This is a genomic window from Yersinia massiliensis (assembly GCF_003048255.1).
Classification (GTDB): domain Bacteria; phylum Pseudomonadota; class Gammaproteobacteria; order Enterobacterales; family Enterobacteriaceae; genus Yersinia; species Yersinia massiliensis_A.
The window spans coordinates 2,869,325-2,884,543 of record NZ_CP028487.1; the positions used below are offsets into that span (position 1 = coordinate 2,869,325).

A 15,219-nucleotide genomic window follows, 5' to 3' on the forward strand; every position below is an offset into this window, starting at 1 on the left:
AATGTTAGTGCCACTCGCTTAACCGCTGTACTCATTTTTTTGAGTACACATGATGTTAAGCGATCAGAATTAACACTAAATCGCGGGTTCTTGGAACAAGGTCTTGGACAACGGATTTTGTATTATGCTTGGTTGTTCAGCATCAGTTGACCATTTTTATCGATTGGGATCTGCGTACCTGGATCACGATCCATACGAATTTTTCCCTGCTGATCGCCAATTTTGTAGGTTACGTCATATCCCAACAATTTCTGTGACTTATCGTAAACAGTTTGGCAACGTTGTTGGGTGGTCGTATAGGTATCATTTTCCTGCATATTACTTTGTACACGGTTGCCGGCATAGCCTCCAGCCAACGCACCTGCGACTGTTGCAATGTCTTTACCACGTCCACCACCTACCTGATGACCGAGCACCCCACCCGCGACTGCCCCAAGTACTGAACCGGCGATTTGGTTCTCGTCTTGCACGGGTTTACGGTGAGTGACGGTCACATTGCGACATTCTTTACGAGGCGTTTTAATCGTCTCTTTAATCGGTGTCGCGGTCAGAACTTGTGCATATTGCGGAGCACCGGAAAATACATTCATACTGGCGACAGCGGCAATTCCCAGAGCGGCTGCAATACCGATACCTACACCTGCTAACATTGATTTGTTCACAGGAAAACCTCCTAAAGTGTGACCACGCATCTTCTGCCCCAGTATTCCAATGTAAAAAATGGAAATCTGGCAGCGTCCAGTACTGAGGATTGCCCCTCTTATTACTGGAGTACGGCGTGCGTGACTCGCCGTCTTGACTCAGTAGACAGATGGAGTCTGCACAATGTGCTTTGACCTAGCAATAAGACAAATGGACTAAACGTCCAGATAATAGGTGTGAATGAATGTGTTTAGGAGGATTCCGACTGGCGATGATCGTTAGTGTGGAATTAAATGCTGATAATTTAACTTTATGTGCGGAATATTTTAGCGATAAGTGCGCTGCATTGAGGAGAATAAACGCCGCTAAAACGCTGCGGCGCTCAGGAAAAAACCGGTTCACCAAAGTCATGGACGTTGCAGCTAGGCAGCAAGGAGCGCATCCCGATGAGCTGACATAAGTCAGTGATTCGGGTAAATGAACGCCGCTAACAACGCTGCGGTGTTCAGGAAAAAACCGGTTCCCCAAAGTCATGGACGTTGCAGCTAGGCAGCAAGGAACGCATCCCGATGAGCTGACATAAGTCAGTGATTCGGGTAAGTGAACGCCGCTAACAACGCTGCGGCGCTCAGGAAAAACCGGTTCCCCAAAGTCATGGACGTTGCAGCTAGGCAGCAAGGAACGCATCCCGATGAGCTGACATAAGTCAGTGACTCGGGTAAGTGAACGCCGCTAACAACGCTGCGGCGTTCAGGACGAAGGGGAAATTAGTGAAGCTTAAGACGTGGCCGAATAACCCGATTAATCCCACCCACCAGCATCATCAAGCCAGTCTTGGTATAACCATGCAATGCGACTTGATGCATACGATACAACGAGATATAAACAACTCGCGCTACCCGCCCTTCAACCATCATGGAGCCACGCATAAGGTTGCCCATCAGGCTACCTACGGTGCTGAATTTAGACAGGGATACCAGTGAACCGTGGTCTTTATAAATGTATGGCTTCAGCGGTTGGTCGTTGAGCAAGGCTAAAATATTGCGGTAGCAACGGTTGGCCATCTGATGCGCTGATTGTGCACGTGGTGGTACAAAACCGCCACTCGGTTGAGGGCAAGAGGCGCAGTCGCCAATAGCAAAAATATTTGGATCACGGGTCGTTTGCAGTGTCGGCTCGACGACTAGCTGGTTAATGCGGTTGGTTTCCAGCCCAGCGATATCTTTCATAAAGTCCGGCGCTTTGATCCCCGCGGCCCAAACCATGAGATCCGCATTAATAAATTCACCGTCTTTGGTATTCAGGCCGTTCTCATCAGCGCTAGTGACCATCGTTTTGGTTAATACACGGACGCCCAACTTAGTCAGTTCCTGATGCGCAGCCGTTGAAATGCGCGGCGGAAGTGCTGGCAGAATACGCTCACCCGCTTCGACCAGTGTCACATTCAGTGCTTGGTTATCCAAACCAACGAAACCGTAGCTGTGTAGCTGTTTTACCGCATTATGTAATTCAGCAGAGAGTTCTACACCCGTTGCGCCACCACCGACAATGGCAATGTTAACTTTGCCCTTTTCACCCGGTTGAGCTGAGTATTTCAGGAACAGGTTAAGCATCTCGTTATGGAAACGATGTGCTTGATGTGGATTGTCCAAGAAGATGCAGTTCTCTTTAACGCCCGGCGTACCGAAATCATTCGAGGTACTGCCCAGCGCCATGACGAGTATGTCATAGCTTAATTCACGCTCGGTGACCAAAATATCACCGTGTTCATCGCAAATCTCAGCCAAGCTCAACGTTTTCGTCTCACGGTTGATGTTCGTTAAAGAACCCAACTGGAAATTAAAAAAGTGGTTACGGGCATGAGCCAAATAGCTCAGCGCATCGACACCATCATCCAAGGAACCCGTTGCCACTTCATGCAACAACGGTTTCCACAAATGGCTGTGGTTGCGATCGACCAGAACTATCTCTGCTTTTTTGCTGCGGCCCAGCTTATGGCCCAAACTTGTTGCCAGCTCAAGACCGCCAGCTCCACCACCAATAATAACGATTTTTTTCTTCGGCGTTGTCAAAATGACCCCCTGAATGTGAACCAATTGTTAGCTAAGGGTAAACAAATAATATCCTTAGATAACATAGGGTTTGCTGATATTAAGTCGATAATCTGTAGTCAGAATATCATGCAGGGTCATTTGGTCATACCAAAATTGATATATATCAACTTTTTTTGATTAAAGTGGCAACAAAGAGATTTTTCTCGAATAGGATTCAAATAGTTAGGTGCACGTCACGTTTTGGATATTTTCTATGTGTTGTTCAAGGGGGAAGAAGTTTGACATTTTCTGCGATAGAAATAGCCTGAAAAAAGGGCTCGACGACCCCTTTTCAAGCCAAGTGACGATATGCGATGGGCGGCACGATTAACCCATCATTAACATAAACCAGCTTAGCCCAGCGTTTTAAATGCCTTAATACGCTGTAGATGAGGCGAAAGATCTTTAAATTTGTGGCTTTGTTTCTCATCCCAAACAATTTCATAGAAAGGATGTAAATCACCCGCGGTTCGCTGACTATCAAGCATTTCATCATGGCGAGACAGCACCACGAGGCAACGATCACGGTTCTTCTCGCGAAAGTTATTGATACATTTGCTGGCGATATCCACATACTCTTCAGGACGGTCTATTTTTCCACCCATATTATCTTGCGGATAGAGATTGGGGTTGAAAGCGACTTGACGGATCCCACACAGGAAACCAATACGCTCAGCCCAAAATCCACCCAGCCCGACACCACAAATCAATGATCGAGTATCACCACCTTGCTGAATGGCTTTATCCACTTCTTTCAATAAATGCTGCATATCATGGCGAGGATGCAAGGTGCTATAGCTGATAAAACGCACATCCGGATCGATGAACTGCAACTGCAGAACTTTTTCATGATTACCGGGGCTGTTGGAATCAAAACCATGTAAGTAGACGATCATATTTATCCTCGCGACTTAAAACCTATCCCAATGAATTCTTATGTGCATCCCAACGTTCGCTGAGCTCAGTTAATGCCTTATTTGCCTGCTGCCAGCGCGATGATGCCCTCAACGCTTGACGACTGAACTGCCCAGAATGATACAAGCGCGTCAGTTGATCTGCTTTGACCGGGGACAGGTTATCGAGCACACTGACGGCCCCCTGACGGTTATTGCACACCAGAATCATATCGCAACCCGCATCCAGCGATGCTTGACCACGTTCGGCATAACTGCCCATTATCGCAGCACCTTCCATCGATAAATCATCGGAAAAGATGATGCCATCGAAGCCTAACTCTTGCCGCAATATCTGTTGAAGCCAATAAGCGGAACCGCTTGCCGGACGCGCATCTGCTTCAGTATAAATGACGTGGGCAGGCATAATGGCGTCCAATAACCCACGCTCAATCAGTTCACGAAATATAACCATATCATGAGTGCGGATTTCTGCCAGTGTTCGATTATCACGCGGTGTTTCTTTGTGGGAGTCTGCTGTGACTGCGCCATGACCGGGGAAATGTTTACCCGTCGTTTTCATCCCTGCGCTATGCATCCCGCGAATAAAGCACTCGGCCATCTTCAATGCTTGCTGCGGGTCACTGTGGAACGAGCGTTCACCAATCGCGGCACTGACATGCCCAATATCCAGTACTGGCGCGAAGCTGATATCGATATCCATTGAGATCATTTCTGCTGCCATCAGCCAACCCGCTTCTTGTGCCAATTGAGCAGCGGTTGCCGCATCGTTGATGGCCGCAAAAGATTGGGCTGCAGGTAAGCGAGTAAAACCTTCACGAAAACGCTGCACCCGACCACCTTCCTGATCAACCGCCACTACCAACCGGTCATGGGATGCCGCCCGAATTTGGCGGACTAGCTCACGCAACTGTTCGGCATCATGGTAATTGCGGCTGAACAAAATCAGCCCGCCCACCAGCGGGTGTTTTAAAATCTCACGTTCTTCTGCGTCCAGCTCATAGCTGGCAACGTCTAACATCACTGGACCCACGACAACCTCATCAATTTAGATTAAGCCTTAAAAAGGCAGATTAAAACGCTGACGCAATGGCGCAGCCCATTGTAGAAATACCGCATCCCGAGTCTGCTGCCAGCGCACTTCAAACCACATGAGCATCAAGTAATCAACCCACGGCAGCCATTGCTGTATCTGGCAAGAGAGGCGTGCAATATCATGATAGCCCTGCTCACCACGGCAATAGTGCTGTAAAAAATTTGTTTGCTGTTCCTGCGACCACTGGTTGCCACGAAATAATGCCGCAATATCCAGTGCAATATCACCATCAGCGGCATATTCCCAATCAATTAGCTTCAACCCAGTCGAAGTACTCAAAAGATTGCCGGGATGAATATCCATATGCAAGGGGGCTAATTTTAGCGGCTGTGGCTGTGGCCTGTGCAGAAAATCATGATGACGCCTTAACCAACCGGGTGAGCAACGCGTGGGATCGCACAAACGACCGTAACGGATTAACTGAGCACGCAAATCAAGACGATAACCACTGGGTGTTAACCCATGTAGACGCGTTAATACTTTCGCCAGATCACCATTATCTGCAAATTCAATGAATTGCTTACTTGTGACAACGTCACCATCAAGCCATTTGACAAGTAACCAGTGCTGATCCGCGCCAATAATCGACGGTGATATCTGACGGCCAGCGACATGCCGCAACAGTTTTCGTTCTCGCCGACGATCAACACCCAGTTGCATTTTATGCGCCGACTGTTCCCGCGCTAGCCAATCGATATTGGGGGCTGTGATTCGCCAGCTTTCACCGGTCAGGCCAGAAACAGCGCTTATCTGATAATCGGCGACTTTCATCGCCGGGTTGATGCTTTCAATTAGCGCTTGCAGGGCAGTATCAGCGTTGGATTGGACCATTACCTGACCAGATAATTTCACCCGTTTGAGCCTGCATCAGCTGCATTTCAATGGTCGGCGATTTCACATCACCGCTCACATCGCTGTACAACACATATTGCGCACCGACATAACGGGCCAGACCAATCGCTTTGCTTCGTGAGCCTAAACTATCCTCTTCCGATAATCCCAGCGTTTGTTTCGCAACAGCTAATTGCTGTGGAGAGATCAGCACAAATTTCTTATTTGATGTCAGTACCTGATGCAATGCCGCAGTCGCTTTTGCCATCTGCAACGTACCATTAGTATTATTTTTTACGCTATCGACTAGCAAAATACTGCCATTAGCCACCTCGTTACTGTTCACCATTTGCGCCACTAACGGCTCGACGCTGGGTGCCCAATCAATCGACTGCTGCACTTTCGGCGGCTGCGGTACGGTATCTACCGGTGGGGGTGTTTCGATGACTGGCGGAGTGACGGGTTCTATTGTGACTGGCGGTGTCGGTGTTTGTTCAGTCGGTTGCGGATTAATACACCCCGTCAACACGAGCGCTGTGAGTGCTACAGATAAATACCTTTTCATTGTCCCACTCCAATAGTGACTGAATTCTATAAATCAGTCAGTTATAAAAATAAATGAAGCCGCGCACTGCGCGCATTAAAATTATTATTGATGGATTGAACGTCTACATCATCGTCCGGAGCAATCAGTATCATGCGTGGCGCTTCAACCGGTGCAACTTCTAAGCCTTGCTCATCATACCAATAAAAACGATAGTTGATTTTTACTGACTTATTCTGGCTATTGGTGATGACTGAACGCGCGACATTGTTGCCAGAAGAGGTTGAGATTGAGGGTTGAGAAGCCAAAATACCCGCCGTCAGTACTGACGAATCCATGACCACAGTTTGCTGTTTATTGACCGCAATCCCTTTCGGACTGCTGCACCCCAGCAATACCGCTACACTCGCAAATACCATCGCTGGTAACAAAAACGCCCTCACACGGCGCATAGGCTTACCTCAGTTAGTCTCAACATGATTATCGCTATTTATCTGGCAACTGACTTATCTGGTAATTAACTAATGCGATAACGCTACTTACACAACAGTTTTACAGGTGCGGCAGCTTTACTTATGTGACAACTTTACTTATGTGATAACAAGGAGCCCAAATCACGGCCGCCCACCAAATGCATGTGGATATGGTAGACCACCTGCCCCGCATGGCGGTTGCAATTGATAATCAGACGATAACCATCTTCAGCGATGCCTTCCTGCTCTGCAAGTTTAGCAGCTACAGTGATCATGCGGCCCAATGTTGCTTCATGCTCAGTGGTGACATCATTCACAGTCGGAATAAGAATGTTGGGAATGATTAAGATATGGGTTGGTGCCTGTGGGGCGATATCGCGAAACGCGGTCACCAGTTCATCTTGGTAGACCACGTCGGCAGGGATTTCACGGCGGATAATTTTGCTGAAAATCGTTTCTTCGGCCATAACACATTTCCTTGATCATGATAAAAATGAGGAATGCGTAGTATGAGCGACAAATTCTATTGATTTCAACCTCAATCATCACCCTCGGGCGTAAGCCGCCGCTTTTTCAAACAAAGCTTGATCAGGGCGAATGCCGGTATACAGCACAAATTGTTCAACCGCTTGAATAGCAAAAACTTCCGCCCCCGTGATAACAGTTTTCCCTTGCGTTTTAGCATAACTGATCAGCGGTGTGACGACCGGTAGCGCCACGACATCAAAAACTATCTCAGCGTGATTTACTTCATGCTCAGTAAAAGCCATGCTGTCCGCGTCTTTACCTCCAGCCATCCCTACTGGGGTGGCATTAATCAGCATATCTGCCTGCACTCCCTGCATATCAGGCTGGTAGTGATAACCTGATTGCTCAGCTAATTGTTTGCCCGTTTTTTCATTTGTGGCAATAATGAATCCCTGTTTGAAACCTGCATTCTTAAGTGCGAACGCCACCGCCTTCGCCATTCCACCGCTGCCACGCAGCGCAAAAACCTTGTCGCTAGGCACCTGATAAGCCTGTAGCAATTTCGCGATAGCGATATAGTCAGTGTTATACGCTTTCAGATAGCCATTCGTGTTCACCAAGGTATTAACTGAGTTAATTGCTGCGGCTGATGGGTCCATCTCATCGACCATGGGAATAACAGCTTCCTTAAATGGCATTGAAATGGCGCAACCACGAAACCCTAATGCTCGGACACCACCAATAGCCGCCGCGAGATCGGTCGTCGTAAACGCTTTATAGAGATAATCGAGATCGAGCGCGTCATACAAAAAATTATGAAAACGGGTGCCAAAGTTACTGGGTCTGGCGGCCAGAGAAATACAGACTTTGGTATCTTTGTTTAAGTATCGCGTCATCATTCCACCTCAAATATTATCGTCATCTTCGTTTTGCCCTGAATGTCTCTCATGATGGGCAACAAAGCCTTGCTGTGATAAAAATTATCGGCTAAAAAGATGAGATTAAAAACAGCTCAATTCCCATCAAAAAGGTTCCTCTTTTATGACCAGCCGACGCCTTGAGCAACAATATTTGCGATTACTGAATTTGCTCGGCGCACAGTCAGTATCGATTACGCTACAAGAATTAGCGGATAAACTCTGTTGTACTAAGCGCCACATGCGGACATTACTGGTCCAGATGCAACAAGCGGGCTGGTTAATATGGCAGGCTGAGGCTGGTCGTGGTCGACGCTCATATTTACAACTATTGCGGAACACACATCAGTTATTAATTGAAAAAGCGGAACAGTTGCTAGACTCAGGCGATTTCAATGAAGCCATTGCCTTGTTGGGGGAAGATAAACAACTCATTACCCCCTTATTACGGACCAAACTGGGGTATCGGATCCGCGATGACTATCAAGCGCTGCGCATTCCTTATTACCGCACCATGCCCAATCTATATCCCGGTACGCCATTACGCCGATCTGAACTGCATTTGGTGCGGCAAATATTTAATGGGTTAACACGGATAAATGAAGAGAGCGGCAACGTCGCGTCTGATTTAGCCCATCAATGGCGAATGCTTGATCCTTTACATTGGCGCTTCTATTTACGCCCAGCCGTGCAGTTTCATGATGGCCGGGAACTGTCTAGTCATGATGTCGTTAGCTCGTTAACCCGCTGCGCTCAGTTGCCGCTGTTTTCACATATTCAGCAAATTAGTGCGCGAGGGCCATTGAGTGTAGTTATCGAATTGAACCAACCGGACCCACGTCTTCCCTTGCTTTTAGCCCATCACTCTGCACTAATCTTGCCGCAAGACCATGCTACACAGCCTAATTTTGCCTCTCATCCTATTGGCACTGGCCCTTATCGGGTAGCTGAAAATGATAACTGGCATTTGCTCATGAAATCCTTTGACCATTATTTTGGTTTTCGTGGACTGTTGGATGAGGTTGAAGTGCTGATTTTCCCTGATCTGGCACGGACTCAAGAACGCCCACCAGTTGACACACCGGTGGTCCCTTGCGAACAACTGAATATTTCCCATGTACAAAGCGCAACTTGGCTAAGCTCCAGCATCAGTGACATTGATTATGTCTCGGGGTTTGCTGCCAGCCTAACCGGTAGCCCTTCGGATGCGACTCAAGAGATGTTCCTTGAACGTGGTGGCTACTTTTTGCTTTGTGATAGCCGCTCACCACATTGGCGCAGTATTGAACAACGACGTTGGCTGCGAGAAATACTCAATCCTTATCATTTGATCCAAGGGCTAATCGCCCCGATTCGCCCTTTCTGGGTTCCTGCTAGTAGCGTGTTACCGACATGGTTCCATGGGATTGATACAGGGGAGGCATACTCGCCCTTTTATCCGAATTCAGCATTTGAGGGTGTCGGCTCTGAGGATGGGCCGGTTTTGACACTGGCTTACCATACTGAACACCCTGAGTTCTCAATGTTAACGGCCGAAATGGCAAAAATTTTGGCGACACAGGGTATTCGCTTGTCCTTATTAGCCTTGGATTATGCCGCTTGGGCCAAAGGAGAAGCCGATGCAGATTTGTGGCTTGGAACAGTTAACTTTGCGATACCGGAAGAGTGGAGTGTCGGCGCATGGTTATTGGGCACCCCACTGCTGCGCCAATCTATTACCGGTGGCGATAAGGGATGTCTACAGACATACCAAAATGAATGGCGTAACCGAACGCTCAGTAGCGAGCAGTTAGTTAGAGCGGTAACAAACAGCGGTTGGTTACAGCCTCTATTTCATCACTGGATGCGGCTAAAAGCCCCTGAACACGCACAAGGAGCGCATCTGAATAACCTCGGCTGGTTCGATTTCCAAACCACGTGGTTAGAGCCGGAGTAAAAGCAGCTTTGCGAAAACCATAAAAAAAGGGAGGCTTTCGCCTCCCCTTTGCACTCCCCAAACCTGAATTAATGGTTACGAATATATTCGTCCATATCAGTTTTCAGGTTATCAGATTTGGTCCCAAAGATAGCCTGAACGCCTGAGCCGGCGACGACAACGCCCGCAGCACCCAGTTTCTTCAGACCTGCTTGGTCAACCTTGGAAATATCCGCCACGCTGACACGCAGACGGGTAATGCAAGCGTCCAAGTTAGTGATGTTTTCTTTACCGCCAAACGCAGTCACCAGTGCCGCTGACATTTCTGTGCCGCCCTGTACCGTTTGTTCAGTAGAAGAGTCTTCACGACCCGGTGTTTTCAGATCCAGTTTGGCAATCAGCACACGGAAGATGGTGTAGTACACCAGACCGTAGCAAATACCGACCAGAGGGAACAACCAGATACGGCTGCTGTTGCCACTCAATACCACGAAGTCAATCAAACCGTGGGAGAAACTGGTCCCATCACGCATCCCAAGCAGGATACAGATTGGGAAAGCCAGACCCGCCAGAATGGCATGAATAACATACAAAATCGGCGCCACGAACATGAAGGAGAATTCGATTGGCTCGGTGATACCTGTCAGGAACGAGGTCAGCGCTGCGGAGATCATGATCCCGCCCACTTTAGCCCGGTTCTCAGGTTTAGCTGAGTGCCAAATCGCAATCGCTGCCGCCGGCAAACCGTACATCTTGAACAGGAAACCACCGGACAGTTTACCTGCCGTTGGGTCACCTGCCATATAGCGTGGAATGTCACCGTGGAATACCTGACCCGCTGCGTTGGTGTACTCACCAATTTGCATTTGGAATGGTACGTTCCAGATGTGATGTAGACCGAATGGTACTAATGCACGTTCAACCACACCGTAGATACCAAATGCGACCACGGAGTTTTGATAGGCTGCCCATTGGGAGAATGTCTGGATAGCCGTACCAATTGGTGGCCATACGAAAGACAAGATCACGCCGACGAAGATCGCGGTGAAACCAGAGATAATCGGAACGAAACGTTTACCCGCAAAGAAGCCAAGATATTCAGGTAACTGAATACGGTAGAAGCGGTTGAACATGTAGGCGGCTATCGCACCTGCAATGATCCCGCCTAATACCCCGGTGTCGGCTAAATGCTTAGCCGCAATTTCTTCTGCTGGCAGATGCAAGACCAGTGGCGCAACCACCGCCATGGTTTTCACCATGATGCCGTAGGCAACCACTGCCGCCAACGCGGATACACCGTCGTTATTGGTAAAGCCAAGTGCCACGCCAATAGCAAAGATCAGTGCCATGTTAGCAAAAACGGAACCGCCCGCTTCTGCCATTACGTGAGAGACTACCGTTGGTAGCCAGCTAAAATTCGCGGAACCGACACCCAGCAGAATACCTGCAATGGGTAAAACGGATACCGGTAGCATTAGCGATTTACCTACCTTTTGCAGGTTTGCAAATGCGTTCTTAAACATAGTTGAGTGAGCTCCTGAGTAATAGTGCTTTTCTGCTTTTTCTCGCGTTTATTGGCGTTACAAAGGGGGGAGTAAGCCTTTGCGAATAAGGGTGTCTAAAGCACCCTTTTAATTTTTACGAAGAGTAAAATAAATAGCCTGCTTAATGTTTGATGGCAGTCACGTTTCTTTCAAGAAGGCGCTTGTTTTGCTTCAAACTACGCATTTTTTGTAAAAAAACGTCAATAGCATCTGCCCTCACCCAATAATTCGGGTGAGAACATTACTCGTTTCGGGGATTAATTACGAGCTTAAAAATAAGTATTGTTAAGGAGGTTAGCGCATTTCACTGTCTAGACTCGACGAATCCAGATGAAACAGTCGACAGAAGTTATCTGTCGTGGTCTGAGCCAAAGTCTCAATACTCACGCCTTTCAACACAGCCATATATTCTGCTACATCACGGACATAGGCCGGTTGATTCTCTTTGCCACGATGAGGCACGGGTGCCAAATAAGGTGAATCTGTCTCGACCAATAACCTATCCAGTGGCACGTATCGGGCAACATCACGCAGTTGTTCTGCATTGCGGAAAGTAAGGATCCCCGAGAAGGAGATGTAAAAACCTAAATCCAGTAAGGTAGCTGCGGTTGCTTTATCTTCGGTAAAGCAATGTAAAACACCACCACATTCTTGCGCATTCTCTTCACGCAAAATAGCGAGGGTATCTTCGCGCGCATCACGGGTATGCACGATAACAGGCTTATTTAATTCACGACCTATGCGAATATGCTCACGAAAAGAAGCTTGTTGCAGTGGGATATTGTCTTGCTGATAAAAGTAATCCAGCCCAGTCTCCCCCATGGCGACCACTTTACCGGCCGCAGCCAGTGCTCTCAATTGCTGAAAATCATAACCACCGTCGAGATTCAGTGGATGAACACCACATGAAAACGCCACATCTTTGCGATCGCCAATGAGTGCTGTCATGGCAGAAAAACCCGGCAACGTCGTGGCAACCGCCAAGACGAAACCGACGTCTCGTGCATTCGCTTTAGCTAATACATCATCAACGCTGCTGTGCAACGTTTCATAATCAAGGCTATCTAGGTGGCAATGCGAATCGACTAACAACATAATATTAAACTCTTTTACAACGTAGGTAAGGTGGCATAAGTGCCAGTGGTCAGGGCGGTTTCCCAGTTAAGTAATTGCTCGGTGAGCAACAACTCACGGTTAACACCCACCACGGATAATAATTGATGGCGGCACCGCGCTAGCTGTTTAGCCGATTGCAATAGTATTGGCGTGGTCGCTAGCTGGGCTAATTGCTGTACCAGCGGAAGTTGATCTTGGTTGACCACAAACTCACTCGCGCTCTGCTGCCATTTTAACGCGTCCAGTAGCAACGAGGAGATCCATTGCAAGCGTTCAACAGCATCATCATGGTTCAGTTGCGGTAACAGCGACAATAAATCCATACTGCTTAGCGCATGGCTCAGCGCACCACACAAAGTGGCGCGGACCGTCCAGCGTTCAGGTTGAAGCAAACATTCTGCCGCTAGCGGTGCGCCTTCACTCAGTTTAAGCGCGGCCAGCGCCGCAACGGGTTCAGTTGGAATTTGCCGTTGAAGCCATTGCAAACTGAGTGCGGTATCCGGACAAGCTAAGTACCAGTAAAAACAGCGGCTACGTAAAGTCGCTAATAAGCTCGCGGGCTGGTGACAATCGAGCAGAAAATAGGTCTTCTCAGGGGGTTCTTCCAACGTTTTCAACAAGGCATTTGCTGCAGCATCGGTTAGTTGTTCTGCGTGAGGTAACCACACCACTTTCGCGCCGCCTTGCTGCGCATGAGAATAGAGTTTTTCAATCTGTTGGCGTACTAACTCAACGCCAATGCTGCTTTTGCCTTTCTCTGGTGCCAGCACATACCAGTCAGGGTGATTACCCGCCAACATCAACCGGCAGCTATGGCACTCACCGCAAGTTTTTTCGCCTTGGCGATGTTGGCACATCAACCAACGACTGAGGCCATAAATGAGGGCGTCTTCACCATTACCCGGTAAAGAATGTAGCAGTAAGGCATGGTGCCCACGCCCAGCGATATGTTGCCCGACTAACTGACGATAAGGCGCTGTCAGCCATGGATACCATTTCATTGCAGGATTTCCTGACTGAGCAGCCATTGGCTCAGTTCATGGCGGATAGATTCACTTACTTTCTCAAGTGGCTGTGAGGCATCAATGGTTTTGATGCTTGGATCCGCAGCAGCCAAAGCAAGATATCGCTCGCGCGTGCGCTCAAAAAAGGCCAATGACTCTTGTTCAATGCGATCCAATTCGCCACGCGCACGGGCGCGCGCTAACCCCATCGTGGGAGGGAGATCCAAATATAACGTCAAGTCGGGGCGAAATGCCCCCAGCACGGTATCACGCAATGAGGTCATCAGTTGGCTGTCAATCCCACGCCCTCCCCCTTGATATGCCTGTGATGACAAATCATGGCGATCACCCACCACCCAACTACCACGTGAAAGAGCAGGCTTAATGACATTTTCAACTAATTGCACGCGCGCGGCATATAGCATCAAGACTTCTGCTTTATCCGTGAGAACTTCACCGTCGATGCCTTGCTTAATCAAATCACGCAGTTTTTCGGCCAATGGGGTTCCACCCGGTTCACGGGTAAAAACAATATCGTTAATCCCTTGGGCACGTAATGTGGCAACCACGACATCTCTCGCAGTGGTTTTCCCTGCCCCTTCAAGCCCTTCAATAACGATAAATTTACTGTTCATTTTTATCCTTTAGCGATTGACGATAAACTCGCACCGCTTGGTTATGACTGGCTAAATTGGTGGTAAAAGTATGCCCGCCCTTGCCATCTGCCACAAAATACAGGTAAGCCGTTTTCGCGGGGTGCGCAGCAGCGGTCAACGATGCCAGCCCTGGCATGGCGATAGGCGTCGGCGGTAGACCGGAAATAACGTAGGTATTATAAGGCGTCGGGGTATCTAAGTCTTTACGGCTTATGTTGCCATTATAATTATCGCCCATGCCATAAATGACTGTTGGGTCTGTTTGTAAGCGCATACCCATACGCAGACGGTTGATAAACACCGACGCCACTTTGGTCCGTTCCTCATTTACCGCGGTTTCTTTTTCGATGATGGATGCCATCGTGACCAGCTCACCCGGCGTTTTGTAAGGCAATGACTTATCTCGTCCTTGCCAGATTTCATCAACTGTTTTTTCCATCTTCACATGAGCACGTTTCAGTAATGCCAGATCAGTCGTGCCAGCAGTGTAAGAATAGGTGTCAGGATAGAGCCAACCTTCAGGGTGCTCACTGTCTTTCAATCCCAGCAGTTTGGCAATCTCAGCATCACTCTTTCCCGCCAACACATGCTTCACGTATTTTGATTGCTGTAGCTCATCCATCCAGTCACGCAGCCGCTTACCTTCGATAAAGCGTACGGTAAATTGTGCTTCTTTGCCGCTGGCAAGCAGCTGCAGCATCTCTCGAACCGTCATGCCAGGCGTAAAACGGTAAGTCCCCGCTTTAAACTGGGCTAACTCAGGCTCGATACGCAACAGCCAAGGGAATAAGCGAGTATTTTTAATCAGATGGTCACGTTGCAACAAATTCTCTAATGCAACCCGCCCCGTTCCTGTCGGAAGCTTAAAGAACGTTTCTTGCGTAATCGCCAATGGCTGATTAGCAAAGCGTTGTACTGCCTGATAGCCAGAAAGCAGTAATCCCACACAGATCACCACAAACAGGATTATTACTCTGGTACGTTTTATTTTCATCGGACAGCCATC

At 48.3% G+C, this 15,219-nt stretch carries 15 protein-coding genes; 1 reads left to right on the plus strand and 14 read right to left on the minus strand.

Annotation, left to right across the window (positions count from 1 at the left end; translation table 11 throughout):
- Positions 1-122: 122 nt before the first annotated feature.
- From DA391_RS13430 to DA391_RS13475, 9 genes are all read right to left on the minus strand, one after another.
- On the minus strand, positions 123-662 hold the full coding sequence (locus DA391_RS13430; RefSeq protein ID WP_050081849.1) for a glycine zipper 2TM domain-containing protein: 540 nt from the start codon (positions 660-662) through the stop codon (positions 123-125).
- Between the two features lie 747 nt (positions 663-1,409).
- The gene (locus DA391_RS13440) at positions 1,410-2,714 is read right to left on the minus strand and encodes an NAD(P)/FAD-dependent oxidoreductase (RefSeq protein WP_050081621.1); all 1,305 of its coding nucleotides are present in this window, start codon (positions 2,712-2,714) and stop codon (positions 1,410-1,412) included.
- Between the two features lie 374 nt (positions 2,715-3,088).
- Positions 3,089-3,631 (minus strand): alpha/beta hydrolase YcfP, encoded by a 543-nt coding sequence (ycfP, locus tag DA391_RS13445; protein ID WP_019209624.1) that lies wholly within the window; start codon positions 3,629-3,631, stop codon positions 3,089-3,091.
- A gap of 22 nt (positions 3,632-3,653) precedes the next feature.
- Positions 3,654-4,670, minus strand: a complete 1,017-nt coding sequence (gene nagZ, locus DA391_RS13450; protein WP_172440361.1) for a beta-N-acetylhexosaminidase — start codon at positions 4,668-4,670, stop codon at positions 3,654-3,656.
- Between the two features lie 39 nt (positions 4,671-4,709).
- Positions 4,710-5,516, minus strand: a complete 807-nt coding sequence (thiK, locus tag DA391_RS13455) for a thiamine kinase (RefSeq protein ID WP_050081850.1) — start codon at positions 5,514-5,516, stop codon at positions 4,710-4,712.
- A 40-nt stretch (positions 5,517-5,556) separates the two neighbouring features.
- Positions 5,557-6,141: a penicillin-binding protein activator LpoB gene (gene lpoB, locus DA391_RS13460; protein ID WP_050081624.1), complete on the minus strand. Its 585-nt coding sequence runs from the start codon at positions 6,139-6,141 to the stop codon at positions 5,557-5,559.
- Positions 6,142-6,182: 41 nt separating this feature from the next.
- Positions 6,183-6,572, minus strand: coding sequence for a YcfL family protein (locus tag DA391_RS13465; RefSeq protein ID WP_050081626.1), 390 nt, complete (start codon positions 6,570-6,572; stop codon positions 6,183-6,185).
- A 134-nt stretch (positions 6,573-6,706) separates the two neighbouring features.
- A complete protein-coding gene (gene hinT / locus DA391_RS13470; protein WP_050081629.1) occupies positions 6,707-7,060 on the minus strand; it encodes a purine nucleoside phosphoramidase in 354 nt (117 codons plus the stop codon).
- Between the two features lie 78 nt (positions 7,061-7,138).
- Positions 7,139-7,957: a shikimate 5-dehydrogenase gene (locus tag DA391_RS13475; RefSeq protein ID WP_050286014.1), complete on the minus strand. Its 819-nt coding sequence runs from the start codon at positions 7,955-7,957 to the stop codon at positions 7,139-7,141.
- A 145-nt stretch (positions 7,958-8,102) separates the two neighbouring features.
- Between DA391_RS13475 and DA391_RS13480 the strand changes: the two genes are divergently transcribed.
- Positions 8,103-9,914 carry an SgrR family transcriptional regulator gene (locus tag DA391_RS13480; RefSeq protein WP_108087847.1) on the plus strand — a complete coding sequence of 604 codons (1,812 nt, stop codon included), beginning with the start codon at positions 8,103-8,105 and terminating at the stop codon, positions 9,912-9,914.
- Positions 9,915-9,982: 68 nt separating this feature from the next.
- Here the strand turns inward: DA391_RS13480 and ptsG are convergent, their stop codons facing one another.
- From ptsG to mltG, 5 genes are all read right to left on the minus strand, one after another.
- Positions 9,983-11,416, minus strand: a complete 1,434-nt coding sequence (gene ptsG, locus DA391_RS13485; RefSeq protein ID WP_019209615.1) for a PTS glucose transporter subunit IIBC — start codon at positions 11,414-11,416, stop codon at positions 9,983-9,985.
- Positions 11,417-11,731: 315 nt separating this feature from the next.
- On the minus strand, positions 11,732-12,532 hold the full coding sequence (locus DA391_RS13490) for a metal-dependent hydrolase (protein ID WP_050873373.1): 801 nt from the start codon (positions 12,530-12,532) through the stop codon (positions 11,732-11,734).
- 14 nt (positions 12,533-12,546) lie between these two features.
- The gene (holB, locus tag DA391_RS13495) at positions 12,547-13,554 is read right to left on the minus strand and encodes a DNA polymerase III subunit delta' (RefSeq protein ID WP_108087848.1); all 1,008 of its coding nucleotides are present in this window, start codon (positions 13,552-13,554) and stop codon (positions 12,547-12,549) included.
- Entirely contained in the window at positions 13,551-14,192 is a 642-nt protein-coding gene (tmk, locus tag DA391_RS13500) for a dTMP kinase (protein WP_050081637.1), read from the minus strand. The genes holB and tmk overlap by 4 nt, the downstream gene beginning before the upstream one ends.
- Entirely contained in the window at positions 14,182-15,207 is a 1,026-nt protein-coding gene (mltG, locus tag DA391_RS13505) for an endolytic transglycosylase MltG (protein ID WP_050081638.1), read from the minus strand. The genes tmk and mltG overlap by 11 nt, the downstream gene beginning before the upstream one ends.
- Positions 15,208-15,219: the final 12 nt, after the last annotated feature.

Excerpts from the sequence above, each read along its gene's own strand:
- thiK (WP_050081850.1), bottom strand. The coding sequence starts at position 5,516 with ATGAAAGTCGCCGATTATCAGATAAGCGCTGTTTCTGGCCTGACCGGT.
- ycfP (WP_019209624.1), bottom strand. The coding sequence starts at position 3,631 with ATGATCGTCTACTTACATGGTTTTGATTCCAACAGCCCCGGTAATCAT.
- mltG (WP_050081638.1), bottom strand. The coding sequence starts at position 15,207 with ATGAAAATAAAACGTACCAGAGTAATAATCCTGTTTGTGGTGATCTGT.
- DA391_RS13465 (WP_050081626.1), bottom strand. The coding sequence starts at position 6,572 with ATGCGCCGTGTGAGGGCGTTTTTGTTACCAGCGATGGTATTTGCGAGT.
- lpoB (WP_050081624.1), bottom strand. The coding sequence starts at position 6,141 with ATGAAAAGGTATTTATCTGTAGCACTCACAGCGCTCGTGTTGACGGGG.
- holB (WP_108087848.1), bottom strand. The coding sequence starts at position 13,554 with ATGAAATGGTATCCATGGCTGACAGCGCCTTATCGTCAGTTAGTCGGG.
- ptsG (WP_019209615.1), bottom strand. The coding sequence starts at position 11,416 with ATGTTTAAGAACGCATTTGCAAACCTGCAAAAGGTAGGTAAATCGCTA.
- DA391_RS13490 (WP_050873373.1), bottom strand. The coding sequence starts at position 12,532 with ATGTTGTTAGTCGATTCGCATTGCCACCTAGATAGCCTTGATTATGAA.
- hinT (WP_050081629.1), bottom strand. The coding sequence starts at position 7,060 with ATGGCCGAAGAAACGATTTTCAGCAAAATTATCCGCCGTGAAATCCCT.
- DA391_RS13480 (WP_108087847.1), top strand. The coding sequence starts at position 8,103 with ATGACCAGCCGACGCCTTGAGCAACAATATTTGCGATTACTGAATTTG.
- nagZ (WP_172440361.1), bottom strand. The coding sequence starts at position 4,670 with ATGTTAGACGTTGCCAGCTATGAGCTGGACGCAGAAGAACGTGAGATT.
- tmk (WP_050081637.1), bottom strand. The coding sequence starts at position 14,192 with ATGAACAGTAAATTTATCGTTATTGAAGGGCTTGAAGGGGCAGGGAAA.
- DA391_RS13475 (WP_050286014.1), bottom strand. The coding sequence starts at position 7,957 with ATGACGCGATACTTAAACAAAGATACCAAAGTCTGTATTTCTCTGGCC.